At 72.3% G+C, this 26,411-nt stretch carries 21 protein-coding genes; 9 read left to right on the plus strand and 12 right to left on the minus strand.

Annotation, left to right across the window (positions count from 1 at the left end):
* Positions 1-63 precede the first annotated feature (63 nt).
* A complete protein-coding gene (nadA, locus tag OG410_RS12815) occupies positions 64-1,248 on the plus strand; it encodes a quinolinate synthase NadA (protein WP_328453293.1) in 1,185 nt (394 codons plus the stop codon).
* Positions 1,249-1,437: 189 nt separating this feature from the next.
* Here the strand turns inward: nadA and OG410_RS12820 are convergent, their stop codons facing one another.
* The 5 genes from OG410_RS12820 to OG410_RS12840 all read right to left on the minus strand — a co-directional run bounded on the left by OG410_RS12820 (position 1,438) and on the right by OG410_RS12840 (position 8,168).
* The gene (locus OG410_RS12820) at positions 1,438-4,587 is read right to left on the minus strand and encodes an efflux RND transporter permease subunit (RefSeq protein ID WP_329299245.1); all 3,150 of its coding nucleotides are present in this window, start codon (positions 4,585-4,587) and stop codon (positions 1,438-1,440) included.
* 156 nt (positions 4,588-4,743) lie between these two features.
* Entirely contained in the window at positions 4,744-5,421 is a 678-nt protein-coding gene (locus OG410_RS12825; RefSeq protein WP_329299246.1) for a response regulator transcription factor, read from the minus strand.
* The gene (locus OG410_RS12830) at positions 5,418-6,710 is read right to left on the minus strand and encodes a sensor histidine kinase (RefSeq protein WP_329299247.1); all 1,293 of its coding nucleotides are present in this window, start codon (positions 6,708-6,710) and stop codon (positions 5,418-5,420) included. Before OG410_RS12830 ends, OG410_RS12825 begins: the two co-directional genes overlap by 4 nt.
* A 352-nt stretch (positions 6,711-7,062) precedes the next feature.
* Complete coding sequence (gene pspAA, locus OG410_RS12835; RefSeq protein ID WP_326788232.1) at positions 7,063-7,341, minus strand: PspA-associated protein PspAA; 279 nt, start codon at positions 7,339-7,341, stop codon at positions 7,063-7,065.
* A 29-nt stretch (positions 7,342-7,370) separates the two neighbouring features.
* Positions 7,371-8,168 carry a PspA/IM30 family protein gene (locus tag OG410_RS12840; protein WP_329304104.1) on the minus strand — a complete coding sequence of 266 codons (798 nt, stop codon included), beginning with the start codon at positions 8,166-8,168 and terminating at the stop codon, positions 7,371-7,373.
* A gap of 246 nt (positions 8,169-8,414) precedes the next feature.
* On the opposite strand from OG410_RS12840, the gene OG410_RS12845 reads away from it, so the two are divergent.
* Entirely contained in the window at positions 8,415-9,041 is a 627-nt protein-coding gene (locus OG410_RS12845) for a DUF3043 domain-containing protein (protein WP_329299248.1), read from the plus strand.
* Positions 9,042-9,124: 83 nt separating this feature from the next.
* Positions 9,125-9,826, plus strand: a complete 702-nt coding sequence (locus OG410_RS12850; protein WP_329299249.1) for a class I SAM-dependent methyltransferase — start codon at positions 9,125-9,127, stop codon at positions 9,824-9,826.
* Between the two features lie 156 nt (positions 9,827-9,982).
* On the opposite strand, the gene OG410_RS12855 is transcribed toward OG410_RS12850, so the two are convergent.
* On the minus strand, positions 9,983-10,195 hold the full coding sequence (locus OG410_RS12855) for a hypothetical protein (RefSeq protein ID WP_326788229.1): 213 nt from the start codon (positions 10,193-10,195) through the stop codon (positions 9,983-9,985).
* A gap of 113 nt (positions 10,196-10,308) precedes the next feature.
* Between OG410_RS12855 and OG410_RS12860 the strand changes: the two genes are divergently transcribed.
* Complete coding sequence (locus OG410_RS12860; protein WP_329299250.1) at positions 10,309-11,508, plus strand: bifunctional adenosylcobinamide kinase/adenosylcobinamide-phosphate guanylyltransferase; 1,200 nt, start codon at positions 10,309-10,311, stop codon at positions 11,506-11,508.
* A gap of 17 nt (positions 11,509-11,525) precedes the next feature.
* Here OG410_RS12860 and OG410_RS12865 read toward each other — a convergent pair whose 3' ends face one another.
* Positions 11,526-12,593, minus strand: a complete 1,068-nt coding sequence (locus OG410_RS12865; RefSeq protein WP_329299251.1) for a class I SAM-dependent methyltransferase — start codon at positions 12,591-12,593, stop codon at positions 11,526-11,528.
* Positions 12,594-12,715: 122 nt separating this feature from the next.
* On the opposite strand from OG410_RS12865, the gene cobT reads away from it, so the two are divergent.
* The 3 genes from cobT to OG410_RS12880 all read left to right on the plus strand — a co-directional run bounded on the left by cobT (position 12,716) and on the right by OG410_RS12880 (position 16,843).
* The gene (gene cobT / locus OG410_RS12870; protein ID WP_329299253.1) at positions 12,716-13,888 is read left to right on the plus strand and encodes a nicotinate-nucleotide--dimethylbenzimidazole phosphoribosyltransferase; all 1,173 of its coding nucleotides are present in this window, start codon (positions 12,716-12,718) and stop codon (positions 13,886-13,888) included.
* 398 nt (positions 13,889-14,286) lie between these two features.
* Entirely contained in the window at positions 14,287-16,095 is a 1,809-nt protein-coding gene (locus OG410_RS12875) for a phosphatidylglycerol lysyltransferase domain-containing protein (protein WP_329299254.1), read from the plus strand.
* A gap of 43 nt (positions 16,096-16,138) precedes the next feature.
* Positions 16,139-16,843 (plus strand): hypothetical protein, encoded by a 705-nt coding sequence (locus OG410_RS12880; RefSeq protein ID WP_329299255.1) that lies wholly within the window; start codon positions 16,139-16,141, stop codon positions 16,841-16,843.
* Here the strand turns inward: OG410_RS12880 and OG410_RS12885 are convergent.
* Positions 16,780-17,547 carry a hypothetical protein gene (locus OG410_RS12885; protein ID WP_329299256.1) on the minus strand — a complete coding sequence of 256 codons (768 nt, stop codon included), beginning with the start codon at positions 17,545-17,547 and terminating at the stop codon, positions 16,780-16,782. The two genes, OG410_RS12880 and OG410_RS12885, sit on opposite strands and share 64 nt — an antisense overlap.
* A 60-nt stretch (positions 17,548-17,607) precedes the next feature.
* Between OG410_RS12885 and OG410_RS12890 the strand changes: the two genes are divergently transcribed.
* Positions 17,608-18,402: an adenosylcobinamide-GDP ribazoletransferase gene (locus OG410_RS12890; RefSeq protein ID WP_329299257.1), complete on the plus strand. Its 795-nt coding sequence runs from the start codon at positions 17,608-17,610 to the stop codon at positions 18,400-18,402.
* A 9-nt stretch (positions 18,403-18,411) separates the two neighbouring features.
* Here OG410_RS12890 and OG410_RS12895 read toward each other — a convergent pair whose 3' ends face one another.
* The 4 genes from OG410_RS12895 to OG410_RS12910 form a co-directional block, all read right to left on the minus strand.
* Entirely contained in the window at positions 18,412-19,059 is a 648-nt protein-coding gene (locus OG410_RS12895; protein WP_329299258.1) for a spherulation-specific family 4 protein, read from the minus strand.
* Complete coding sequence (locus OG410_RS12900) at positions 19,056-20,684, minus strand: hypothetical protein (RefSeq protein ID WP_329299260.1); 1,629 nt, start codon at positions 20,682-20,684, stop codon at positions 19,056-19,058. The genes OG410_RS12895 and OG410_RS12900 overlap by 4 nt, the downstream gene beginning before the upstream one ends.
* A complete protein-coding gene (gene pelF / locus OG410_RS12905; RefSeq protein ID WP_329299261.1) occupies positions 20,681-22,204 on the minus strand; it encodes a GT4 family glycosyltransferase PelF in 1,524 nt (507 codons plus the stop codon). The genes OG410_RS12900 and pelF overlap by 4 nt, the downstream gene beginning before the upstream one ends.
* A 123-nt stretch (positions 22,205-22,327) precedes the next feature.
* Complete coding sequence (locus tag OG410_RS12910; protein ID WP_329299262.1) at positions 22,328-24,358, minus strand: hypothetical protein; 2,031 nt, start codon at positions 24,356-24,358, stop codon at positions 22,328-22,330.
* A gap of 348 nt (positions 24,359-24,706) precedes the next feature.
* Between OG410_RS12910 and OG410_RS12915 the strand changes: the two genes are divergently transcribed.
* The gene (locus OG410_RS12915) at positions 24,707-26,233 is read left to right on the plus strand and encodes a leucyl aminopeptidase (protein ID WP_329299263.1); all 1,527 of its coding nucleotides are present in this window, start codon (positions 24,707-24,709) and stop codon (positions 26,231-26,233) included.
* Positions 26,234-26,411 lie beyond the last annotated feature (178 nt).

The following is a 26,411-nucleotide window of genomic DNA, read 5'->3' on the forward strand; positions in this document are numbered from 1 at the left end:
ATCGTACCGCCGGACCGCTCCCCTGCGAGCCCGGCGACCCGCAGAACAGAAAGGGTGCGTGTCGTGACCACCGCCCAGACCCAGGAGCTCGACGTCCAGCCGACGCCCCTCGCCCTGCTGCTGCTCGGCCGCCAGGCCGACCCGAAGAGCGAGCGGGGCGTGGAGTGCCCCGGCGACCTGCCCTCGCCGTCCGACCCGGACCTGGTCGAGCGGGCGCGGGCGGCCAAGGAGAAACTCGGCGACAAGGTCTTCGTGCTCGGCCACCACTACCAGCGCGACGAGGTCATCCAGTTCGCCGACGTCACGGGCGACTCCTTCAAGCTGGCCCGCGACGCGGCGGCCCGCCCGGAGGCCGAGTACATCGTCTTCTGCGGTGTGCACTTCATGGCGGAGTCCGCCGACATCCTGACGGGCGACGCCCAGAAGGTCGTCCTGCCGGACCTCGCCGCGGGCTGCTCGATGGCCGACATGGCCACCGCCGAGCAGGTCGCCGAGTGCTGGGACGTGCTGACCGAGGCCGGCATAGCCGAGCAGGTCGTGCCCGTCTCGTACATGAACTCGTCCGCGGACATCAAGGCGTTCACCGGCAAGCACGGCGGCACGATCTGCACGTCGTCGAACGCCCAGCGCGCCCTGGAGTGGGCCTTCGAGCAGGGGTCGCAGGTGCTGTTCCTGCCCGACCAGCACCTCGGCCGCAACACCGCCGTCCGCGACATGGGCATGTCGCTGGACGACTGCGTGCTCTACAACCCGCACAAGCCGAACGGCGGGCTGACCGCGGAGGAGCTGCGCGGCGCGAAGATGATCCTGTGGCGCGGCCACTGCTCGGTGCACGGCCGCTTCAGCGTGGACTCGGTGAACGACGTGCGCGAGCGCATCCCGGGCGTCAACGTCCTCGTGCACCCCGAGTGCAAGAACGAGGTCGTCGCGGCGGCGGACTACGTGGGCTCCACCGAGTACATCATCAAGGCCCTGGAAGCCGCCCCGGCCGGCTCCAAGTGGGCGATCGGCACGGAGCTGAACCTCGTACGGCGTCTCGCGAACCGGTTCGCGCCCGAGGGCAAGGAGATCGTCTTCCTCGACAAGACGGTCTGCTTCTGCTCGACGATGAACCGCATCGACCTGCCCCACCTGGTGTGGACCCTGGAGTCCCTCGCCGAGGGCAACCTCGTCAACCGCATCGAGGTCGACAAGGAGACCGAGGCGTTCGCGAAGCTGGCGCTGGAGCGGATGCTGGCGCTGCCGTAGACGTGCCGCGGGCACCCACGGCGCAGTCGCACACAAGGGGCGCCCCTCATGGCCGAGGGGCGCCCCTTGCCGTCGAACCGCCGACGCCGGAGACGACGGCGACGGCGACGGCGGTTCGACGGCCGGAAAACGGCGGGCCCCCGCCCCGGCGCGTGAACGCCGGGGCGGGGGCCGCTTCCTGGAACCGGATCAGACTCCGGCCGGCTCCGGGGACTTGTCCTCGTCGCCCACGGAGCTCTCGCCGGACTCGGCCGGCTCGGACTCCTTCTTCAGCGACTCCCGCTTCGCCGCCTTCTTCTTCGCCCGGCGCTCCTTGCGCAGCTCGATCATCGCGTAGAGCGTCGGCACGAGCAGCAGCGTCAGCAGCGTCGAGCTGATGAGTCCGCCGATCACGACCACCGCGAGCGGCTGCGCGATGAAGCCGCCCTCACCGGTCACGCCCAGCGCCATCGGCAGCAGCGCGAAGATCGTCGCCAGCGCCGTCATCAGGATCGGGCGGAGCCGGTGCCGGCCGCCCTCGATCACGGCCTCGACCACGCCGTAGCCCTGCGCCCGGTACTGGTTGACGAGGTCGATCAGCACGATCGCGTTCGTCACCACGATGCCGATGAGCATCAGCATGCCGATCATCGCGGGGACACCCATCGGGGTGCCCGTGACGACGAGCAGGCCGATCGCGCCGGTCGCCGCGAACGGGATCGACACGAGCAGGATCAGCGGCTGGACCAGCGAGCGGAACGTCGCCACCAGCAGCATGAAGACGATCGCGATCGCCGCGAGCATCGCCAGGCCGAGGTTCTTGAACGCGTCGCTCTGGTCCGAGGAGACACCGCCGATCGACGCCGTGGCGCCGGAGGGCAGCTTCAGCTTGGCGAGCTTCGCCGTGAGGTCGTTGCTGACCGCGCCGGTGTTGTCGCCGGTCGGCCTGGCGGTGATCGTGGCGGCCCGCTGCCCGTCGATCCGGGTCATCGAGACCGGCCCGTCGACCAGCTTCACGTCCGCGATGTCACCGAGCTTCACCGCGCCGAGCCGCAGCCCGCGCAGCTCCTGGATCGTGGTGACCGGCTCGGCGGACCTGATGACGACGTCCCGCTCGGTGTCGTCCAGGATCGCCTTGCCGCTGGTGGTTCCGCGTACCGCCTGGCCGACCGCCGCGCCGAGCGTGGCGTCGTTGAAACCGGCCGCCGCCGCCTTGGAGTTGGCCTTGACCGAGATGCGCGGCACGCTCTGCGACAGGTCGCTCGTGACGTCGGTGACGTCGTCGAGCTTCGCGACCTCGTCGCGGACCTGGCCGGCCGCCTTGCGCAGCACGTCCCCGTCCGCGGCCTTCACCACGACCTTGAGGTCCTGGCTGCCGAACCCGTCGCCGGCCGCGACCGTGATGGTGCCGGCGCCGGAGAGCTTGCCGAGCTCGCTCTCCACGCGGTCCTGGACGTCCTTCGAGGACGCGGAGTCCTCCAGCATGATCTGGTACGACGCCTGGTTGGTGTCCGTACCGCCGCCGAAGGCCGCCATGAAGCCGGAGGAACCGATGGTGACCTGGTAGTCCTTGACGCCCTTGACGCCGTCGAGGACCTTCTCGACCTTCTTCGCCTGCGCGTCGGTCGTGGCCAGGCTGGTGCCCGGCTTCAACTGCTGCTTGACGCTGAGGACTTCCTGCTCGCCCTGGTCGAAGAAGTTCGTCTTGAGCAGGGGCGCCATACCGAAGGTGCCGACGAGGACCGCGGCCGCGATCAGCACGCTGGTCAGCCTGCGGCGGGTGGCGAAGCGCAGGACCGGGACGTAGAAGCGCTGGAGACGGCTGCGCTCCTCCTTCTCCTCGGCCTGGCGGCGGGCCTCCTCGGCGTCCGCCGGGGTGCCCTTGGGCGCGCGCAGGAACCAGTACGAGAGCACGGGGACGACCGTCAGCGAGACGAGCAGGGACGCGAGGAGCGCCGCCGTGACCGTGAGGCTGAAGGAGCCGAACAGTTCGCCGACCATGCCGCCGGTCAGACCGATCGGCAGGAAGACGGCGACCGTGGTGAGCGTCGAGGAGGTGACCGCTCCGGCCACCTCGCGGACCGCGGTGAGGATCGCCTCCTCGCGCTCCTCGCCGTACCCGAGGTGCCGCTTGATGTTCTCCAGGACGACGATCGAGTCGTCGACGACCCGGCCGATCGCGATGGTGAGCGCGCCGAGCGTCAGCATGTTGAGCGACAGGTCACGCGTCCACAGCACGACCAGGGCCAGCACCACGGACAGCGGGATGGACACCGCGGTGACCAGCGTCGAGCGGACCGACGCCAGGAAGAGCAGGATGACCAGGACCGCGAACAGCAGGCCGAGGGCGCCCTCGGTGGTCAGCCCGTGGATGGACTTGGACACCGCCGGGCCCTGGTCGCTGACGACGGTGATCGCCGATCCGGCGCCCAGGTCGGCGCGCAGGGCGGGGAGCTTGTCCTTGACCGCGTCGGAGATGGCGACGGCGCTGCCGTCGTGGTCCATGGTGACCATCACGGCGAGGCTCGGGCTGCCGTCGGTGCGCGTGATGGAGTCGGCCTTGGCCGGCTCCTGCTTCACGGTGGCGACGCTGCCGAGACGCACCGGCTTCTTGCCGGGCTGACCCGCGACCATCAGGTCCTGGATCTGCCCCAGCGAGGTGAAGCCGCCGCCGACCCGCACGGTGTGGTTGCTGCCGTCCTCGTCGAAGGATCCGGCCGGGACGGTCGCCCCTCCGGCCTGGAGGGCCTGGCCGAGGGCGGCCGTGGTGAGGCCGGCCTTCGCCAGCTTCTTGTCGTCGGGCGTGACGGTGACCTGGAGGTCACGCACACCGGTGACCGCGACCCGGCCGACACCGTCGATGCCGTCGAGGGCGGGGACGACCGTGCGGTCGAGCTGGTCGGCGAGGGCCTGCTGGTCCTTGCCGGAGGTGACGGCGAGGACGACGGTCGGCATGTCGTCCGTCGAACCGGCGATGACCTGCGGGTCGACGTCGTCCGGGAGCTGGGCGCGAGCCCGGTTGACGGCCTGCTGGACGTCGGCGACGAGCTGCTTGGTGTCGTTGCCGTAGTCGAAGGACGCCATGATGACGGCGTTGCCCTCGCTCGCGGTGGAGGTGACACCGGTGATGCCGTCGACGGCTTCGAGGTTGTCCTCGATGGGCTCGACGACCTGCTTCTCGACCACATCCGGAGACGCACCCTGGTACGGCGCGAGCACGGACACCATGGGCAGTTCGATGGTGGGCAGCAACTGCTGCTTGAGCTGGGGGATCGCTATCGCCCCGAAAGCGAGCGCGATGATCGACATCAGCCCGATGAGGGCCCGCTGCGCGAGGCTGAATCTGGACAGCCAGGACATGGGTGGTGGGTCTCTCTTCTGTGGTTCGAGCGGAAGGCGGTGAACTGGGGAACGCCCCACGTCACACCTTGGGCCATGAACGGGCGACGATCCGTAGCCCCTGGGTCCATTTCCTTACCGGGAACCTACTCCAGGCGCAGTACGCCCAGGTAACGCTCAGTCCACCCTCGGGCGTACCAGCCCCGACTCGTACGCGATGACCACCAGCTGAGCCCGGTCGCGGGCGCCGAGTTTGGCCATGGCCCGGTTGACGTGGGTCTTCACCGTGAGCGGACTCACTTCGAGGCGCTCGGCGATCTCGTCGTTGGAGTGGCCCGCGGCGACCTGGACGAGCACCTCGCGCTCGCGCCCGGTGAGCGCTCCGAGCCGCTCGGAGCGGGCGCCCCCGGGCCCCTCGTCGTCGCCCCGTGCGAGGAACCGCGCGATGAGGCCCTTGGTGGCCGCCGGGGACAGCAGCGCCTCCCCGCCCGCGGCGATCCGGATGGCGTTGAGGAGTTCCTCCGGCTCGGCGCCCTTGCCGAGGAACCCCGAGGCGCCGGCGCGCAGCGACTGCACCACGTACTCGTCGACCTCGAACGTCGTCAGCATCACGACCCGTACGTGCGCGAGGCCGGGGTCGGCGGTGATCATCCGGGTGGCGGCGAGTCCGTCGGTGCCCGGCATCCTGATGTCCATCAGCACCACGTCGGCCCGCTCGTCCCGGGTCACCGTCACGGCCTCGGCGCCGTCGGACGCCTCCCCCACGACCTCCATGTCGGGTTCCGAGTCGACCAGCACGCGAAACGCGCTGCGCAGCAATGCCTGGTCGTCGGCGAGCACGACACGGATCGTCATACGGGGTCCCCCAGGGCAGACGCGTGGTTCTTGACCGGAAGGATCGCATGGACGCGGAAACCGCCTCCGTAGCGGGGACCGGCCGTGCAGCTCCCGCCGATCGCGGTGACGCGTTCGCGCATGCCGAGCAGCCCGTGGCCGCCGCCCTCCTGCGGTCCGGTGTCCGGTCCGGAGCCGTGCTCGTGTCCCCGGCCGTACTCCTGTTCCGGGCTGGTGTCCTGTCCGGGGATCATGTCCCGGCCCGGGCCGTTGTCGAGGACGGTCACCTCCACCACCGGCCCGACGCGGACCACGCTGACCTCGGCCTTCGCTCCCTGGCCCGCGTGCTTGCGCACATTGGTCAGGGCCTCCTGGATCACCCGGTACGCGGCGAGGTCGGCGGCCGCGGGCAGCACCGTGCCGGAGTCGGAACGGGCCACCTCGACGGGGAGCCCCGCGTTGCGGAAGGTGTCCGCGAGCTCGTCGAGCCGGGCCAGCCCGGGAGCGGGCTCGGTCGGGGCCTCGGGGTCGCCGGACTGACGCAGCAGGCCCACGGTGGCGCGCAGTTCGTTCAGCGCGGACCGGCTGGCCTCCCGTACGTGGGCGAGGGCCTCCTTGGCCTGGTCGGGGCGCTTGTCCATGACGTGGGCGGCGACTCCGGCCTGCACGTTGACGAGGGCGATGTGGTGGGCGACGACGTCGTGCAGATCGCGGGCGATCCGCAGCCGCTCCTCGGCGACACGGCGGCGCGCCTCCTCCTCCCGGGTGCGCTCGGCCCGCAGCGCGCGTTCCTTGATCGCGTGCACGAAGGCGCGCCGGCTGCGGACGGCGTCACCGGCCGCCGCGGCCATGCCGGTCCAGGCAAAGACGCCGAGGTTCTCCTGGGCGTACCAGGGCAACGGTCCGGCGAGCATGGCGACCGCCGTGAGGACGGTCATGGTGAGCAGGCCGACGCGCCAGGTGGTGGGGCGGTCGGTGGCCGAGGCCACGGTGAAGAGGGCGACGACGGCGGACATGGTGACCGGGGCGCGGGGGTCGGCGGTCACCAGCTCCACCAGAGAGACACCGACGGTCGCCGCGAGGACCTTCATCGGGGCGCTGCGGCGGAAGACCAGGGCCGCTGCGGCGAGGACCATCAGGGCGAGGCTGAGGATGTCGGGGGTGCGGGCGCTCCAGGTCGTTCCGTCGGCGCCGTGCGCGTCGACGAAGGAGCCGGCCACCATGCTGACGAGGACGCCGGCGGCGAGGGCGGCGTCCAGGGCGAGGCGGTGGTCCCGCAGCCAGTCCCTCATACGCTCCAGAGTGCTCATCCGGTCCACGGTACGGGGCCCTGCCGGGCTGGGGACCGGCCGGTACGGCACCACTCCGCGCCCGGTCCGTCTCCCGGCCGGGGTGCGGGGTGGCACGTGCCTCCCGGCATCGCGCTCGGGTGCCGTGACGGGGCCCGGGGCCAGGGGTGGTGCCGGCGTCCCGGTGGCGCGCCGGGTTGCCGTGACGGGGGTTCGTCGGGCCCGGGGGGGTGGTGCCGGGGTCCCGGTGGCGCGTCCGGGGAACGTGACGCGGTCCGTACCGTGTGCTCCCCCGCGCCTGTGGGTCCCCGTGTCCCGGGGCTGCCGGGCCGGCGGGCTGTGTCCTCGGGCCCGGCAGCCGGTGCGGGAGCGGTCAGCCGGGGATCAGGCCGTCGTCGCTCAGCATCTCGCGGACCTCTTCGAGCGTGGCGTCCGGAGACGGGAGGATGAGCTCCGACGGCTCCAGCGAGTCGTCGGGGAGCGGGGTCCCCGCACCGCGCACCGCGTCCAGGAGGGCCGCCAGAGTGCGGCGGAAGCCGGACTCGTCACCCCTCTCCATCTCGGTGAGCAGTTCGTTGTCCAGCTTGTTCAGGGCGGTGAGCCGGCCGTCGTCCAGCCTCACCTGCCCCTCCCCCATGATCCGTACGATCATGTCGCCTCCTCAGGCATGGGCCCGCCAGGTCACTGCTTGTCGAAGCGCGGAGTGTCCTGCGGCTGCGACGACGGCTGGGACTGGCCCGCGCCGCCCTCGATCGCCTGCTTCTGCGACGAGGAACCGCCGGCCAGCTCGGCCTTCATGCGCTGGAGCTCCAGTTCCACGTCCGAACCACCCGAGATCCGGTCCAGCTCGCTCTGGATGTCGTCCTTCGCCAGCCCGGACTGGTCGTCGAGGGCGCCGGAGGCGAGCAGCTCGTCGATCGCTCCGGCCCGCGCCTGGAGCTGCGCGGTCTTGTCCTCGGCACGCTGGATGGCAAGCCCCACGTCGCCCATCTCCTCGGAGATGCCGGAGAAGGCCTCACCGATCCGGGTCTGTGCCTGGGCCGCCGTGTACGTCGCCTTGATCGTCTCCTTCTTCGTACGGAAGGCGTCGACCTTGGCCTGCAGACGCTGCGCGGCGAGGGTGAGCTTCTCCTCCTCGCCCTGGAGGGTCTGGTGCTGCGTCTCCAGGTCGGTGACCTGCTGCTGGAGCGCCGCGCGGCGGGACAGCGCCTCACGGGCGAGGTCCTCGCGGCCGAGCGCGAGGGCCTTGCGGCCCTGGTCCTCCAGCTTGGAGGACTGGTTCTGGAGCTGGTTCAGCTGCAGTTCGAGACGCTTGCGGCTGGTCGCCACGTCGGCGACACCGCGCCGGACCTTCTGGAGCAGCTCCAGCTGCTTCTGATAGGAGTAATCGAGGGTTTCGCGCGGGTCCTCGGCCCGGTCAAGGGCCTTGTTCGCCTTCGCGCGGAAGATCATCCCCATACGCTTCATGACACCGCTCATGGGCTTCGCGCGCCCCCTTCTGACGGACTCCAGCTCCAGGTACTGCAACAGGACCCACAGTACGGGCCCTGCATCCATTACCGCACTGTTCGGGGACGGATGCGCTCATCCCCAAGGACGACTGCGCCCGCCACCGCTCCGGCGTAAGGAGTAGGTGGCACCCGGGGGTGTACCCCGGAGCGACGTCCCCTCTGTCCACCACAGACGCACGGTGTTGCCGGATCGTTCCCCACTCGATCGACGTCCATGCTCGCGGACCCCGTACCCTTGGGTTTTGTGTTCCGTAGCCGTGCGAAGGAAGAGAAGGCACCCGCCGACAAGGCGCCGGTGACCGACTCCAAAGTGACCCGTGACCCTCAGGCCCCCAAGGGCCGCCCCACGCCCAAGCGCAGTGAGGCCCAGACCCAGCGCCGCAGCGTCGCCCAGACGCCGTCGACGCGCAAGGAGGCGGCCAAGCGCCAGCGTGACGACCGGCGTGCGGCGATGGAGCGGCAGCGCCAGGCCCTGGCCAGTGGCGACGAGCGCTATCTGCCCGTGCGCGACAAGGGCAAGGTGCGCCGGTTCGCGCGTGACTACGTGGACTCGCGGCTCTGCATCGCCGAGCTCTTCCTGCCGCTGGCCGTGATCATCCTCATGCTGAGCGTGGTGCCGGTCGCCGTGCTCAAGAACGTGGCGCTGCTGCTCTGGCTGGTCGTCATCGTGATGATCGTGGTCGACTCGTTCGTCATCGCGATCCGCCTGAGGAAGCAGCTCAACGAGCGCTTCCCGGAGGAGAACACCAAGGGCGCGGTCCGTTACGCGCTGATGCGCACTCTCCAGATGCGTCGACTCCGGCTGCCGAAGCCGCAGGTCAAGCGCGGAGAGCGGCCCTGAGCACTACGTCGTTCTCCGGGGGCGCGGCGGATGCCTGGCTGAGCAGGCTGGGCGGGCTGCGGGATGTCGTACGGCAGGAACTGGTGGCCCGGCAGCTCGATGAGCAGATAACCGGGCGTTATCCGGTGGGGCAGCGCCTGCGGGTGCTCGACGTCGGGGCGGGCCAGGGCACACAGGCCCTGCGGCTCGCGCGGGCCGGCCACCAGGTGACCGGGCTCGAACGGGACGCCACGATGATGTCGGTGGCCCGTGAGGCGCTGGCCGCCGAGCCCGAGGGCATCCGGAGCCGGGTGCGCCTCATCGAGGGCGACGGGCACGAGACGGGTGTGCACTTCCTGCCGGGCAGTTTCGACGTGGTGCTGTGCCACGGCGTCCTGATGTACGCCGAGGAGCCGGACGCCCTGCTGGCCGGGCTGGCGAGGATGCTGGCCCCGGGCGGGCTGCTCTCGCTGCTGGTGCGCAACGCGGACGCGCTGGCCATGCGGCCCGGGATCGGCGGGGACTGGGCGACGGCGCTGGCCTCGTTCGACACGACCGCGTACACGAACCGGCTCGGTCTCGACGTCCGCGCCGACCGGCTCGCCACTCTGACCGGCACGCTCGCCGGGATCGGGGCTCCGCTGCACGCCTGGTACGGGGTGCGCGTCTTCACGGACACGGCGGCCGACGGCGCGCCGGTGCCTCCGGACGCGGAGACGATGCTGGCCGCCGAGGAGCGGGCCGGCCGGACGGACCCCTACCGGCAGGTGGCGGCCCTTCTTCATCTGTGCGGCGTGCGGGGCTGACCGGCCCCGGTCCGCTGGTCGGCCCCGGTCCGTCGGCCCCGCCCTGGTCCGCTGATCAACCCCGGCCACTGACCGGCCCCGGGCCGCTGATGTCGCTCGCACGGGTGGCATGGCGGGCGGCGGGTTGCCGGGGTGTCCCCGGCAACCCCTACCGGCCTACTCCGTTTCGGCGTGCAGGCTCATCGGGCCGTAGATCTGCGTGCTGTCCTCGAAGAGGAACACCTGGTCCGCGCCGCCCGCCACAAGGTCCTTCCACACCTCACCGATCCAGGACTCGGCGTCACCCTGGGTGGTGAACTCCTCGGGCTGCACCGCGGGTTGGACCTCTGTCCCGTCGGACTTCTCGAACCGCCACGTCCATGCCGCCATGTACGCCTCCAAGGTGTGAGCACACTGCACAGCGGAAGCCGGACAAGATCCGTCTTCCGTCCGAAGCCTAGCCGGACGCGCAAGACGTGCGGGGACACGGAAAGATCGGCGGCGTGGAACTGACTCTGCTCGGCACCGGTGCCCCCGCGGGCCTGCCCCGCCCCGACTGTCCCTGCGCTGCCTGCGCGAGCGCGCTCGGCGAGGAGGCGCGGGCGGCCACCGCGCTGCTCGTGGACGGCACGCTGCTGCTCGACCTCACCCCCGGCGCCGCGTTCGCGGCGGCCCGCGCCGGACACTCGCTGGGCGGCGTACGGCAGGTACTGCTCTCCCACCCGCACGACGGGCCCGCGATGGAGGTGCCGGCCGGGCTGCCGCAGCCCGGCCGGGTGCCCGACGGACGGGAGTTGGCGCTGATGACGGGACATCGGGTGCGGGCGGTGGCGATGGACGCGCCCGGCACGGGATACGCGGTGACCGGCCCGGCCGGACAGCGGCTGCTGTACCTGCCGCCGGGGGCGGCGCCGGCCGGCCTGGACGAGAACGGCGAGGCGTATCACATGGTGCTCCTGGACGTGGTGGGACGTCCTGACGCCCTGGCGAAGCTGCGCGCGGTCGGCGCGGTCGACCCGACGACGGACGTGATCGCGGTGCACATCGGCCACGACGTGCCCCCGGGGGCCGAGCTGCGCAGGAGGCTCGCCGCGGCGGGCGCGCGGGCCGTGCCCGACGGGGCCACGCTCGACGTGGGCGTGTACGAGGACGTGCCCGATGTGCCGCGCAGGACGCTGGTGCTCGGAGGGGCGCGTTCGGGCAAGTCGGTGGAGGCGGAACGGCGGATGGAGACCTTCGCCGACGTCCTGTACGTCGCCACGGGTGGCACGCGCGGCGGGGACACCGAGTGGGCGCAGCGGGTCGGCGCCCACCGTGAGCGGCGGCCCGGCTCCTGGCAGACCCTCGAGACGTGCGACCTGGTCCCCCTCCTCGACGAGGACGGCCCGCCGCTGCTCGTCGACTGTCTCTCGCTGTGGCTGACGGACGCGATGGACTCGGTCGACGCGTGGGACGACGCCGAGTGGTCCGGGGGCGGTGAACGCGCCCTGCGCGCCCGCGTGGAGGAACTCGTCGCCGCGGTCCGCCGCACCCGCCGGACGCTTGTGGCCGTCTCGAACGAGGTCGGCTCGGGCATCGTGCCGGCCACGGCCTCCGGTCGCCGCTACCGCGACGAACTCGGGCGGCTGAACGCGGCCTTCGCCGGGGAGTGCGAGCACGTGCTGCTGGTGGTGGCGGGGCAGGCCCTGACGCTGCGGGGCTGACCGCGGGCGTCGGCGGTTCAGGCCTCCTTGCGGGCGACGACGCGGTACGCGTTCGAGAAGCGGGTGCGGCGCAGCAGGGGGGCCGACAGCCGGTCCAGCGCGGCGGCGGAGGCGAGGAGCGGGAGGGACGCCCGGCTCAGGGCCCGGCGCGCGGTGCGCTGGAAGGGGGTCGGCGGTGCCGGGCGCCAGGGGGCGTCGGGGCCGGGGAGGGCACGCCCGAGCGCCAGGGCGAGAGCCGCCGAGAGGTCGTGGGGGATGTGCGGTTCGCGCCGGTCCGTGGCGACGACCACACAGCCCAGGGACTCGAGTTCGCCGAGCAGGTTGGGCAGCGGCATGAGGTGCAGATGGCGCGGCTGGCCGTACGCCGGCCACCACTTGCCGAGCAGCGCGCCGAACGCGCAGTCGGGGTCGGGCACTTCGACCAGAAGGTGTCCGCCGGGTCTCAACACCGCGAGCGCGGCGCGCAGTTCCTGGCGCGGTTCGGGCGTGTGCTCCAGGTGGTGGAACATGCTCACGACGTCGTAGCGGGCGCGCAGCCGCTCCGCGATCCGCGGGTCGGTGAGCCGTCCGACGTGCGCCTCCTCCACCCGTCCCGCGGCCCGCGCCTTCTCGACGCGCCGTGTCGGGTCGAGGCCGTCGAAGGACGTGTACGGGTGGATCTCCTTGGCCGCCGCCGGGAAGTGTCCGTGCCCGGTGCCGATGTCGAGCCAGCTCTCCGGTTCCGCGAAGGGCAGCAGGGCGCGGGCTGCCGCGAGGTGGTGTCCGGTGCCGCCGCGGGCACGGAGCAGCCGTTCGGCGAGGCCGTCGTGGGTGTCCTCGCGGGGGTCCCTCCGGTAGAAGGCCAGCCCCTCGGGGGTGAGCCGGGGGTTCTGGAAGGCGTGGGCGCAGTCCCCGCACACGTCGACGGCGAACGTTCCCGGCTTGCGCTGCCGCAGATCCGGTGTGCGCAGCCGGGTGCGCAGGCGCTTCGAACCGCACCACGGGCAGTCGGCGCGGCGCGGTTCGTGGAACCGGGCGGTGCCCCGGGCGAGTTCGGCCGCGTAGGCGGCACGGCGTTCGGCGATCGGCTGGGGGGTGGGGGGCATGGACGCTCCTGTCGGGGACGAGCCGTACGACAATCCGATACAAACGGTACGTATGCGATGGCGATCCGGAGCGCAACGACGTGGCGCGGACACGTTCGATCAGTGCCGGTACTGTTCGGCGAATGAGCTCGCTTAATCTCGACGACTTCACCGATCTGATCGAGCGTCCCGACGGAGGCGTCCGCCGGGACGCCGAGGCGCACCGGGAGCGCCGGAACGTGCCGCCCGGGGCACTGGGCCGCCTCGACGACCTGGGTGAATGGCTGGCGGCGGCGCAGTCCGCGGTGCCGGTACGGCCGATCGAGCACCCGCGCGCCCTGCTGTTCGCGGGCGACCACGGGATCGCGGCCCTCGGCGTGTCGGCGCGCCCCGCGGGCGGGGCGGGCCGACTGGTGCGGGCGGTCCTGGAGGGCGCGAGCCCCGCGTCGGTGCTGGCCCGCAGGCTCGGTGTGCCGGTGCGGGTGATCGACATGTCGCTGGAGGCCGACCCCGAGGGGCTGCCCGGCGAGGTCGTACGGCACCGGGTCCGGCGCGGTTCGGGGCGGATCGACGTCGAGGACGCGATGACCCTGGAGGAGGCGGAGGCCGCGTTCCGGGCCGGGGTCGCCATCGCGGACGAGGAGGCGGACTCCGGTACGGATCTGGTGGTGCTCGGCGACATCAGCGTGGGCGGGACCACGGCTGCGGCCGTCCTGATCGCGGCGCTGTGCGGGACCGACGCGTCCGTCGTGACCGGGCGGGGCGGACAGGCCATCGACGACCTCGCGTGGATGCGCAAGTGCGCCGCGGTGCGCGACGCGCTGCGGCGGGCGCGGCCCGTGCTCGGGGACCAGCTCCAGCTCCTGGCGACGGTGGGCGGGCCCGACCTGGCGGCGATGACCGGGTTCCTGCTCCAGAGCGCGGCACGGAAGATGCCGGTGATCCTCGACGGTGTGGTGTCGGCGGCGTGCGCGCTGGTCGGCCAGCGGGTCGCCTTCCGTGCGCCGGACTGGTGGCTCGCCGGGCAGCGCAGCGGGGAGCCGGCCCAGGCGAAGGCGCTGGACCGGATGGCTCTCGAGCCGCTGCTCGACCACGGGGTGACGGTGGGTGAGGGGGCGGGCGCGCTGCTCGCCCTGCCGCTGGTCCAGGCTGCGGCGAGCCTCGCGGCGGAGCTTCCGGAGGCCTCTGTTCCGGCGACGGAGGAATCCCTGGAGGAGCCCTCCAAGCCCGAGTCCGAGTCCGACTCCGGCCCCGCGTCCGACTCCGGCCCCGCGTCCGGCTCCGAGCCCGATTCGAGCGCCGGCTCCGACGCGTAGCACCGGCCCAGGTCCCGAGCCGGAGCCCGAACCCGGGCCCGGCTCCGACGCGTTGCCCTGGCCAGGTCCCGGCCGGAGTCGGGCCCAGGCCGGGTTCCGGGTCCGGTCGGGCGGCGTCACCACCATCTTCTTTCGCCCCCTCCGCCCCTGCCCATCCCGTACCTGGGGCTCCGCCCCAGACCCCGCTCCTCAAACGCCGGAGGGGCTGGATCCTGCCCCGCACCCGAAAGAGGCGGGCCGGAACGGCTGGATTCTTCCCGCGGCCGAGAAGCGGGCCGGAGAGGCTGGATCGGCTCGGCCGGAGCTGGGCTTTCCCCGGCGGGGGCTGAATTTCACGTAGCCGCGGTCGGACCGGACCTCCCTCGTGGTGACCGTTATGCGCCATATCATCCCGCTCTATGGGAGATGCCCGGATTGCCGTTGCCGTTGCCGTCGAGCAGGAGCGGGCTTCGGGCCGCCGGAGTGATGGGGACCGGCGGTCCACGGCTGCCTCCCGGCGGTCCGCCGCGTTCGCCGTGTGGTACCTGCGCGCGGTCACGTTCATCAACTTTCTGAGCGCCGCCTGGGTGTCGCTCGGGCAGGACGTCCGACGGCACAACACCGAGAACTACTTCACGCCGTATCTGCTGACCGCGGGCTTCGCCTCCGGTGTGTTCACGATGTTCCTGGCCATCACGATGCGGCGGCGCAAGCGGGCCGCGTGGATCCTCAACTCGGTGCTCAGCGGGCTGTTCCTGCTGCTGTTCGGCATCGCGATGGCGTTCCCGGAGATCCGCCAGTACGCGCAGAACTGGGTCTCGCTCGCGCTGACCGCGGCCTTCGTGGGCTCCCTGGCCGTCGGCCGCCGGGAGTTCTACGCCAAGGGCGACCGGTCGAACCCGAAGCTGGCCGCGGCCGTCGCGCTCGGGGGACTCCTGGTCACCTCGCTGCTCGCCGCGCTGCTGGTCACCGTCACCAACGACGCGCACGACGCGCACCGTTCGACCTTCCTGGACCGCTGGCGCTACGGCACCCTGCGGCTCGTCTCGGTCGCCGCCGACGACTCCCACTACCCGAGGATCTCGACACCGAACTGGGCCGACGTCACCGTCAACGTGCTCAGCACCCTGCTGGTGCTCGCCGTGCTCTACGCGGCCTTCCGCTCCTGGCGCGCCGTCGACCCGCTCACCGAGGACGACGAGAAGCGGCTGCGGGAACTCCTCGACCGCAACGGGGACCGCGACTCACTGGGCTATTTCGCGCTGCGCCGGGAGAAGAGCGTGGTCTGGTCGCCCACCGGCAAGGCGGCGGTGGCGTACCGGGTGGTGGGCGGGGTCTCCCTGGCGAGCGGCGACCCCATCGGCGACCCGGAGGCCTGGCCCGGAGCCATCGAGCCCTGGCTCGCCGAGGCCCGGGAGCACGGCTGGATCCCGGCGGTGATGGGCGCGAGCGAGGAAGCCGGCACCGTCTACTCCCGGCATGGACTCGACGCCTTGGAGCTGGGCGACGAAGCCCTCGTCGAGACGGCCGAGTTCACCCTCGAAGGACGGGCCATGCGGACCGTCCGGCAGGCTTACAACCGGGTGAAGCGGGCCGGGTACCGGGTGCGCATCCGGCGGCACGAGGACATCCCGGCCGCCGAGATGGCGTATCTGCTCCAGCGCGCGGACGACTGGCGCGACGGCGCGACCGAGCGCGGTTTCAGCATGGCGCTGGGCCGGCTCGGCGACCCCGAGGACGGGCGCTGCGTGATGCTCGAATGCACGGACGCCGAGGGCTGCTTGCGGGCGGTGCTGTCCTTCGTGCCCTGGGGCCCCGGCGGGCTCTCCCTCGACCTGATGCGGCGCGACCGCGACGCGGAGAACGGGCTGATGGAGTTCATGGTGATCGAACTCCTGCGGCGCGCCCGGGAGATCGGGATCACCCAGGTCTCGCTCAACTTCGCCATGTTCCGTTCGGTCTTCGAGCGGGGGGCACGTCTCGGCGCGGGCCCCGTGCTGCGGCTGTGGCGCTCGCTGCTCAGCTTCTTCTCCCGCTGGTGGCAGATCGAGTCGCTGTACCGGGCCAACGCCAAGTACCGGCCGATCTGGGAGCCGCGGTTCCTGCTCTTCGAGAAGAGCGCGGACCTGCTGCGCATCGGGGTCGCGTCCGCGCGCGCCGAGGGGTTCCTGGAGGCACCGGGCCTGCCGAAGTGGCTGCACCGCAAGCACCTGGAGTCGCACAGATGAGACCGGCGCGGACCCGCGGGGGGAGAGCCGTGGGGACGACCGGATGAGCGCACCCGCCCACTGGGCCCGCGCCGAGTGGGGTCTGCTGTACGCGACCGTGCGCCGGGCGCTGCGGGCGAGGGGGTGGCGGGCGGTCCCGATGACCCTCGGCGCGGTGTGCCTGACGGCCGTCCTCCAGGTCGTCCAGAACCAGTCCTGGGGCTACCGGCTGGTGCAGGACACGGGTGCCGTCCGGGCCGGGGACCCGCTGTGGCTCGCCCTGGTCCGCACCCCGCTCTCCCTGTTCGTGCCGGCGCTGGATCTGCCCGTGTGGGGCGCGCTGGCACAGATCCTGGTCGTCTTCGGGATCGCCGAGATCTGTCTGGGCTGGTGGCGCACCCTTGTCGTCGCGTACGTCGCCACGCTGGCCGGGACGCTGTACGCCCGTGCCGGCATCGCGCTCGGCCCGCACCGTCCGCTGCTGGGGCTGCCCGGGGCGGACGCGCTGGTCGTCGACACCGGTCCGTCGGCGGCGGTGGTGGGCCTCGCCGTGTTCCTGTGCTGGCGCTACCGGGCGTACGCGACGGCGGGGATCGTGATCGGGGCCATGGCGGCCGAGGTGATCGTCAAGGACAACCTGGCGGGCAAGGAACACCTGGCGGCGATCGCCGCGGTGCTGGTGGTGTGCTGTCTCTCCGCCGCGCGTCACCGCTGTTCGGGCAGGGAGCGGGCGGCGGCCGGGTCGGGTTTGCCGCCGATCCATTCCTGAACCCTGCGGGCGGGACCCGCCCAGCGGCGGTCGTGCCGGTAGGCGCGCAGCCGTGCCCGGGCCCGGGTTCGCGGCCGGTTCCGGTAGAAGCGCTTGGCCCACGGCGACGCGGGCTTGGCCAGCCGGACGGCGCCGATGAGGGCGATGAAGGGGACGATCACCCCGAAGATCGCCGTGCGGGCCTTGCCCTTGCTCAGGGTGAGCAGCGCGAAGAAGAAGTTCAGGGCGATGGTCACGATCGCGCCGGCGCGGTTCTGCGCCTCCTGGTCGCTGAGGTCGTTGACGCCGAGCGGCGAGAAGCCGCTGAGCATCAGGCCGACGAGGGCGGCCGTGAGCACCACGACCTCGACGCTCTTGCGCCCGTCCTCGGTCCAGTAGACGTCGTCGAGATGCAGGATCAGCGCGAACTCGTCGAGCACGAGGCCGGTTCCGATGCCGAACACCACGGCACTCACGCAGGGCCAGAATCCGTACCGGCTGCCGGCGACGGCGCCGAAGCCTCCGATCACCGTGAGCACGACACCGGGAACCACGTGGTGGATGTGCAGATCACCGGCCTTGACGTTGCCGAAGGGTCCCTTGCCGGCCCGGATCATCCGCACGATGGCGCGCGTGACCGCGAAGGTCACGACGAACGAGGCCAGCGCCAGGAACAGGGGGAGCTTCCCGGGCTCGACGATGTTCCGATGCAACCAATGACCCATATGCGAACTTTATCCACAGCCGCCGTATCCGCCCTCCGGGCGTCCGGGTAGCCTGCGCCGATGCCCAAGACCGCCTCCGGCGCCTCGCTGCCCGACAGCCTCCGTTTCGCCTTCGGCACCCTCACCGTGCTCCCGGTGAAGGTGACCCGCTGGGACCGTGACGCGGCGCGCGGCGGCATGCTGTGCGCCCCCCTGGCCGGCCTGGTGGTCGGGGCGGGCGCGGCACTGGTCGGCGTGGCGCTGCTGGCCATGGGATCGGGCGCGCTGCTCGCGGCCGTGGCCACCGCCGCCGTACCGGCCGCGCTGACCCGGGGCCTGCACCTCGACGGTCTCGCCGACACCGCCGACGGGCTGGGCAGCGCGAAGCCCGCCGAGGACGCGCTGCGGATCATGAAGCAGTCGGACATCGGGCCGTTCGGTGTGATCACCCTCCTGTTCGCCCTGCTCGCCCAGGTGGCCGCACTCGCCCAGGCGTACGAGGTCTCGTGGGGCCGGGGTGTCCTCGCGGCCGTCGTCTCGGCGGCCGCGGCCCGCCTCGCTCTCACGCTCGCCGCCCGCACCGGGGTGCCCGCGGCCCGCCCCGGGGGGCTGGGCGCGGCGGTCGCCGGCACCGTGCCGGTGCGCGGCGCGCTGCTGGTGGCGGCGGCCGTGACCGGCGTGGCGGCGGGCGCCGGCGCGCTCGTGGGGACGTACGACCTCGTGCGCGCCGCGGTGGCGGTGGGCCTGTCGTGTCTGGCCGCCGAACTGCTGCTGCGACACTGCACCCGGCGCTTCGGCGGTGTCACCGGCGATGTGTTCGGCGGCCTGGCGGAGACGGCGGCGACGACCGCGCTCGTGGTGCTCTCGCTGGGCTGATCACCGCGGTCACGGGGCGGGGGCCAGGCCGTGGGGCAGGGTGCCCCAGGGATGGTCTCCCGTGCCGGGGACCGCGCAGTACAGTCCGGCCCCCCTCTCCCCGGCCCGCGCCGCCGTGTCGGCGTCGGCCGGCGCTCCGTGGACGAGATGGCACAGGCGCACGCCCGTGCCCGTCCACGGCGGCGGGGGCTTCCTGCGGTAGGTGGCCCAGGTGCCCTCGAAGGTGACCAGGACGTCGGCGATACGGGCGTACGAGGGGTGCGGTGCCGTGCCGTGGTTGAGGACGAGGGTGCCGCCGCCCGATGCCCGCACCGCCGTGGCCAACCGCCGGTAGTAACCGAACTCGGCTTCCGTGGCGGCCACCTGGTCGAGGAACACACCGTCGGTGCCGAACCAGTCGCGGTGCCGGACCAGTTCGCCCTGGACGTCACCGGGCGGCCTGCGCCCGTACGCCGTGTCGACGTAGCCGAGGACCCGGACGTCCGCGGCGCGCAGCCGTCCGGCGACCGCCGCGAACTCCGGGTCGGGGCGGTCGCCGGGGCCGCTGGCGGGGTTGAGCACCACGCCGTAGAGCCGGGGCGCGGCGGCGACGAGCGTGTCCCACTCGGCCGGGCGGACGGCGGGGTGTTCGTAGTACGGGACGAGGAGTGCCTTCACCGGTGGGCCGTCACCTTTCCCAGCCGGGCGCAGACGAGCAGGGTCTGGGCGCCCGCCGCCGCGCCGTACACGATCAGGCCCACCCAGTGCGCGTCGCCCGTGTGCGTGACCAGTGCCGCGGTCTGGGCGAGCGCGGCGGCACAGACGACGGCGGCGGTGCCGGTGACGGCGCCGAAGGACTGGAGCAGCAGCCCGGTCCACATGACCACCCCCAGCAGGAGCAGTCCGCCGAGCCTGACCCCGTCCGCGGCCGCGGGCGCGTGCGGCCACAGCGCGGAGACACCGAGGCCGAGCACGAGCAGGGAGGCGAGGTAGCCGGTCAGGCATCTCAGGAGCGTGCCGGCGGAGGCCCGCCGGAAGCTCCTCGCCGAGGTGCTGGAGCGCAGTCCGGCGAGGCTCCCGCTGCGGAACCGGAACAGCAGCCACTCGGCGGGGCCCATGCTGAGGGTCAGCGCGACCGCGGCCGGTGCGGCGACCGCCGTACGGGCTCCCGTCAGGACGTCTCCGAGCGCCGCGTACAGCACGAGGACACCGCTGCCGAGCCCGAAGAGGGCGTACGCGACGGTGCCGGCGTTCCGGCGGGCGGCGGACCGGCGGGCGCGCAGCCGCGCGGTGACCGTGCCGAGGCGGCTCGGAGCGATTCCCGGCTTCCCCGCGGCCGGCCGGCCCGTGGAGGCCGCGCGCGGCTCCCCGGCCCGCCCGGACGGCTCGGCGCCGCCCCGCAGACAGCCGTACGGCAGCAGCGCGATCAGTCCCGCGCCCCAGCTCCCCTCGCCCAGCTCGCGTACCGCGGGGGCCACTTCGAGGAGTCCGAGCAGGGCGACCGCCGCCAGGGAGCCCAGCAGCAGGGCCACGCGCGCCAGGTCGGGGACCGGGTGGAACACGGTGACGGCGGCGCCCGCCGTCATGGGGGCCAGGGCGGCGAGCAGCGTGCGTTCCCTGCCCATGACCAGCAGAACGGTGGCCGCGCCCAGGTAGCCGGACTGTCCGGCGGCGAAGGCGACGGCGCCCCGGCCGGCCGATCCCGCCGCCGCGAAGGCCACCAGGGAGCCGAGCAGGACACCGGCCGGGGTGCCGACGAGCAGCGCGCGGCGGGCGGCCGAGCGGTCGCCGAGCCCCATCCAGGTGTACGCGCGGTGGGCGAGGCCCTGGTTCCAGGTCCAGCCGCACAGCGCCCCGGCGAGCATCGGAACGGTGCCCGCCGGAAGTCCGAAGGCGCCCTTCGGTCCCGCGAGGAGGGGTCCGGCGAGGACGTAGCCGAGGCCGGGGAGGGCGAAGACGATGCCGCGCAGGAGGCAGCCGATCAGACCCGTCCGCCAGGGGTCGGGGGCCGGCTCCCCGGGCTCGGGATAAGCGCGCTCGACCCGCTCGAACAACTCCTCGGCGAGGGCGAAGGAGTTGGTGACGCCGTACCGTTCGCGGATCTGGTCGTCCGAGAGGCCGTCGGATTCGAGGAGCGCGGCCACCTCGTCGGGATGGACGGCGGCGGTCACGGACTCCGCGAGGTCCGCGGCGAGTTCGTCGATCGGGTCGGGCCGTCCCCAGCTCGTCGAGCGGCGCTGGCTCGGCACCAGGGGACGGGTGGCCTCGTGCGCCCCGGGCCGGGTGCGCAGGGAGCCGCTCACCAGCCGGTCCCGTCCGTGGCGACGGCCTGGTACCAGGGGTCGCGCAGTTCGAGGGTCCAGTCGTCGACGGTCTCCACGGCGGGCTCGTACACCGCGGGCCGCCCGGCCAGTTCCTGGTAGACCGTCCTGAACGCGTCGACGGAACGGCGCAGCGTGAACCGGTCGATGACTCGCTGGCGGGACAACTCGCCGAGGTCCAGGCGCCGTTCCTCGTCCCGCAGCAGGGTGAGGGCGGCGGCGGCCATCTTCTCCGGTTCGCGGGGCGGGACGACGATCCCGGTGTCGCCGACCGCCTCCCGCACCCCGCCCACGTCCGTGGAGACCGTCGTACGGCCGCAGGACATGGCTTCGATGATCGAGAACGGGAAGCCCTCCGAGATGGAGGACAGCATGACGACGTGGCCGGCCGCGTAGGCGCGCCACACCTCGGTGATGCGCCCCTCGAAGGTCAGCCCGTCGGTGACGCCCAGTTCGGCGGCGAGCTTCTCCAGGCGGGTGCGGTACGCCTCCCCGCCGGGCGGCACGGGACCGAAGAGCCGCAGCCGGGTCTCGGGCAGTTCGGCGCGCACCATGGCGTACGCGCGAAGGAGGGTCTCCAGGTCCTTGATGGGGTCGACCCGGCCGCACCAGGTGAGGGTGGGCACGGCGGGTTCGGGTCCCGCGTGCGGGAAGGCGTGCGGGTCGACGCCGTTGTAGACCGTGCGGATCCGGTCCCCGTCGGCGCCGCCGCGCTCCTCCCAGCGGCGGTTGTACTGGTTGCAGGGGGTGATGAGGTCGGCGGCGCGGTAGCCGAGGGAGTTCAGTTCGCGGTAGAAGCCGAGCATGAACGCCTTGACGGGCCAGCGCTGTCCGGCGCCGCGGTAGCCGAGGTAGCGCTCGCGCAGATAGATGCCGTGCTCGGTGAGCAGGAACGGGACCCCGTCCAGGTGGTGCGCGACGAGGGCGGGCAGCGTGGCGAGGCCGCTGCTGACCGCGTGGGCGACGGAGTCCTCCGGGATCCGGACGCCGAGCGGGCGCAGCGCGTGTTCCAGCAGGTCCGTCGCCGTGAGCGCGTCGTGCACGGTGGGCCGGGCCGCCGCCGTCGGCAGGTGCGGCATGGTCCAGATCCACATCAGCGAGCGCAGCGCCGATTCGCCGCGCAGGGCGGCCGAGAGGCGTCCGTCGCGGGCGAGCGCGGCCAGTTCGTACAGGGCGTCGCCGAAGTCCTCGGGCGAGTCGGGGTCGAGGAAGGAGAGCAGGAAGCGTTCGTAGATCTCGGCGAAGCGGCGCTGGGCGCGGCCCAGTGGCGGGCGGGCGCGGCCGGGGCGCGGTCCCCAGGTCGGTACACGGGTGTGCCGGTAGACGTTGGGCGGCAGTTCCCAGGTCACGGGTTCGCGGCCGCTGCCGGTGAGCGAGACGATGTGGAAGTCGACCTCCGGCATGCCCTTGATCAGCTGGTCGCACCAGGTGCTGACCCCGCCGTGGACATGTGGGTAGGTGCCTTCGGTGAGCATGGTGACATGACGGCCTGTGCGCATCATGTGTGGTTCCCCCCTGGGACTGTTTCTTCGGAGAGCCCCCCGGCTCCCCGTCGCACGGCTCACGAGCGCGCCCCGGCCGGGTCGGGGCCGGGGTGCGCGTCGTGAGCCGCGGTACCGCCGTGCTTACGCGGGCAGGTTCAGCTTGACCGCGGACTGAAGGAGCTCCGGCTTGGTCCAGTCGTTGCGCGCTCCCGCGTACGGCGTGCCGAACGCGGTGGTGCCGACCAGGAGTTGCTTCTTGGTCCCCTCGGGCACGGTCACCGGGATGTCGGTCCCGGACGGGGCAGTGACGGTGACGGTGTTGCCGACGCGGTAGGCCGTGACCTTGCCGCTCGCCAGGGCCGTCTGCCAGGCGGTACGGCGCTGGAGTTCCGTGCCGATCGCGCTCTGGCGGGGGTTCTGCAGCGGGGTGTTGTCGGCGTAGATCGCCTTGTAGTCGGCGAGCACCTTGTCCAGGACCGGGTAGAGGACGCGGCCCTCGGCCAGGTTGGACTGGTGGACGTAGTGCGGACGCGGGTCGTTGCCGATGGCGTGCCCGAGCGCGGTGCGCGCCTCGGCCGGGACGATGTAGTCGGCGTAGCCGGTGGCCGCGTTCAGCGGGGCCGGCAGGCAGGTGGACGTCGCGTTGTTCTCGCACAGGCCGCTGCCGCCGGCGGCCTTCGAGGTGTAGATGAAGTTGTACTCGTCGGCCATCTCCTCGGGCGTGCCGGTGTTGTAGTAGATGTTCATCGGGTAGCGGGGGACGGTCATCACGCCGTTGCCGACCGAACGCTGCTCGGGCTCACGGGAGTTGTCGGACCCGGTCCACCTGACGCCGTTCTCGGACATGGCGCGAGCGAGGTTCGGGTTGTCGACGGGCTGCTGGGGCAGCGTCTTGAGGCCCGAGTGCTCGCCTGTCACCAGTTCGGTGCGGTCGATGGAGAGGCCGTGGGAGGACGCCCAGTTGTTGTTCTGCGAGATCTGCGCGGAGATGTCGGCCCGGCTCATGTACTTCGTCGAGCCGTCGGCGTTCTTCGAGCAGGTCCAGGGCACGGTCGTGGTGTCCTGGACGCAGCCGAGGAACGGGTGCGTGTAGGTGTGGTTCATCCAGCGGAACTTGGCCTTGTCGGCGAGCAGTCGCGTGGTGAGGGCGTCGGTGCCGCCGTTCTCGGCCTTCCACTCCTCGCCCGCGCCCGCGTTGAAGACCATGTCGAGCGTGAACCCGTGGTCGGCCTCCCACTGGGCGGCGTAGGCGGCGTCGGCCGCGGTCATCCGGATCGGCGTGGTGGTGTCCTCGCCGTTGCCGCCCGCGCAGTCGATGTCGCCCGGGGTGCAGTTGCGCTCGGAGTCCCAGCGGGCGTCGGGCGCGAAGACGTCGTCGACGTGGACGGCGAAGTAGTTCCTGGCCTGTCCGAGGTGCACTCCCTGGGTGAGCCATTCGACGATTCCGCGCGCCAGGACCTTGAACTGCTTCTGGTACTGGTTGTACGCGAAGGTCACCACGAGCTCGCGGCGCCCGTCGTGCTCGTACTGCCCGAGCATCGAGCCGCCGCTGGGCGCGTTCAGGTAGCTGGTGAACCCCTCCCTCGGGTGGGCCGCGTAGCCGTAGGTCTCCTGCACGGCCGGGTCGTTGTCCTCGAAGGTCAGCGGTCCGTCGAGGTAGCGGAACGGGCCGGTCGTGCCCGCCGCGGTGATCTGGGTGGTCTGGCCGTCCAGCACGCCGGACCAGCCGCCGTTCTGGTCGGTGTAGTCGAGACCGACCTCGGGGTGGGCCCAGGTGTAGGCGTCGACCTGCGGGATGCCGAACGTCTTCTCGTACGACTCCAGCGCGGTCTGTTCGGCCGAACCCGCGCCGAACGGAGCCTCGTTCGGCAGGACGACGCCCTGGTACTTGGCGCGCGGGACGCCGTTCACGGTGTCGCTCAGGAACGTCGCGTTGACGGTCGGGCGGTTCGTGTCGCCCAGGTTGACCGTGGTGTACGGGACACCGGAGTTCCTGAGCTCCGCGGTGATGGCTCCGACCTGGCCCGCGCCGTTGTCCACGACCAGGACCTTCAGGTCGATCCGCGGCGTGACCGCCGCGGACGCGCCGGGCGCCCCCATGCCCAGCGCAAGGAGTCCGGCGGCCCCCAGGACGGCAGCCGTCCCTCTCCACCGTTGCAGACTCTGTGCCATATGTAGCTTTCTCCCCCTCGAGCATCCCCCACGGGTGGAAACCATGGGGAATCTGTGGAAATCGTGCAAAGCAGTGGGCGATGTGCCCACTGAACACGATGAGTGTGTCTCAGGTCACCGGGAGTGAGGGGCGAAAATCCGACAAGCGCCACCTGTGGGTGAACGTCCGTAGGAATGAGCGAAACCCGACCCCGAGCGTAGGCTCGTCCCGGGTACTCGCCCGCCCTGCCAGGGGCCCCGGCAAGGACCGCCCCCGAGGACGGATCTAGGGTCAGCCGTCGGGCCCGGTCGACCCACCCCTTCTCGGCCACACACGAACCTTTCAATGGAAGCGGAGATCTCACCACCGTGACTGCTCTCACTCTCAGCACCGCCGCAGCGTCCGGGCTGCGGGCCGACGCGATCGTCGTCGGTGTCGCGAAGGGCCCCAAGGGCCCGGTCGTCGCACCGGGCGCCGAGTCCGTGGACAACGCCTACGACGGCGGGCTCGCCGGGATCCTCGAGACCCTCGGGGCCTCGGGATCCGAGGGCGAGGTGACCAAGCTGCCCGCGCCGTCCGGTTTCAAGGCCCCCGTCGTGGTGGCCGTCGGCCTGGGAGCCGTCCCCGGGGACGAGGCCGGCTACGACGCCGAGGCGCTGCGCCGCGCGGCCGGTGTCGCCGCCCGCGCGCTCGCCGGCGCCAAGAAGGCCGTGTTCGCGCTGCCGGTCTCGGACGCCGCCGACGCCGGTGCCGTCGCCGAGGGAGCCCGCCTGGGCGCGTACGGCTTCGACGCCTACAAGGAGACGGGCCGCAACGAGGCCGCCAAGGGCCGCAAGGGTCCGCTCGGCGAGGTGACCGTCCTCGGCGGCAAGCCCCGCGACGCCGCGTTCAAGGCCGCCCTCGCGCGCGCCACCGCCGTGACCGAGGAGCTCAACCGCGCCCGCGACCTCGTCAACACCCCGCCGAACGACCTCAACCCGGAGTCCTTCGCCGCCGTCGCCACCGCGGCCGGCAAGGAGCACGGCATCAAGGTGCAGGTGCTCGACGAGAAGGCCCTGGCCAAGGGCGGCTTCGGCGGCATCCTCGGCGTCGGCGCCGGAGCGGTCGCCGGTCCCCGCCTGGTGAAGCTGTCGTACACCTCCTCGAAGGCCGAGAAGCACCTCGCCTTCGTCGGCAAGGGCATCACCTACGACTCGGGCGGCATCTCGCTCAAGCCCGCCGGGCACAACGAGACGATGAAGTGCGACATGGCCGGCGCCGCCGCGGTCTTCGCCGCCGTGGTCACCGCCGCGCGCCTGGGTCTGGAGGTCAACGTCACCGGCTGGCTCGCGCTCGCCGAGAACATGCCGTCCGGCTCAGCCACCCGTCCGGGTGACGTGCTGCGCATGTACAGCGGCAAGACCGTCGAGGTCCTGAACACCGACGCCGAGGGCCGGCTGGTCCTGGCGGACGCGCTGTGGAAGGCCTCCGAGGAGAAGCCGGACGCGATCGTCGACGTGGCGACGCTGACCGGCGCGATGGTGCTGGCGCTCGGCAACCGCACCTTCGGCGTGATGGCCAACGACGACGCGTTCCGTGCCGCGATCGTCGAGGCCGCCGACGAGGTCGGCGAGGAGTCCTGGCCGATGCCGCTGCCCGAGCACCTGCGCAAGGGCATGGACTCCCCCACCGCCGACATCGCCAACATGGGCGAGCGCATGGGCGGCGGCCTCGTCGCCGGCCTGTTCCTGCAGGAGTTCGTGGGCGAGGGCATCACCTGGGCGCACCTGGACATCGCGGGCCCCGCGTTCAACGAGGCCGGCCCGTTCGGCTACACCCCCAAGGGCGGCACCGGTTCCGCGGTCCGCACCCTGGTCCGTCTCGCCGAGCTGACCGCGGCCGGCGATCTGGGCTGAGCCCTCGTACGACACGGCATACGGCCCCGGGCGTCCGCGCGCCCGGGGCCGCTCGTATGGCCGAACGGAGGTTTCGCCCTCGACGAAATCCGCAGGTTCACCCGGCTCCGCACCCCGTCGACGTGATGGATCAGACGTCCCACACACCGGCCCGGCGTCTCGCTCGCCCTCGACAAGT

It is taken from the genome of Streptomyces sp. NBC_00659, assembly GCF_036226925.1.
Lineage (GTDB): Bacteria > Actinomycetota > Actinomycetes > Streptomycetales > Streptomycetaceae > Streptomyces.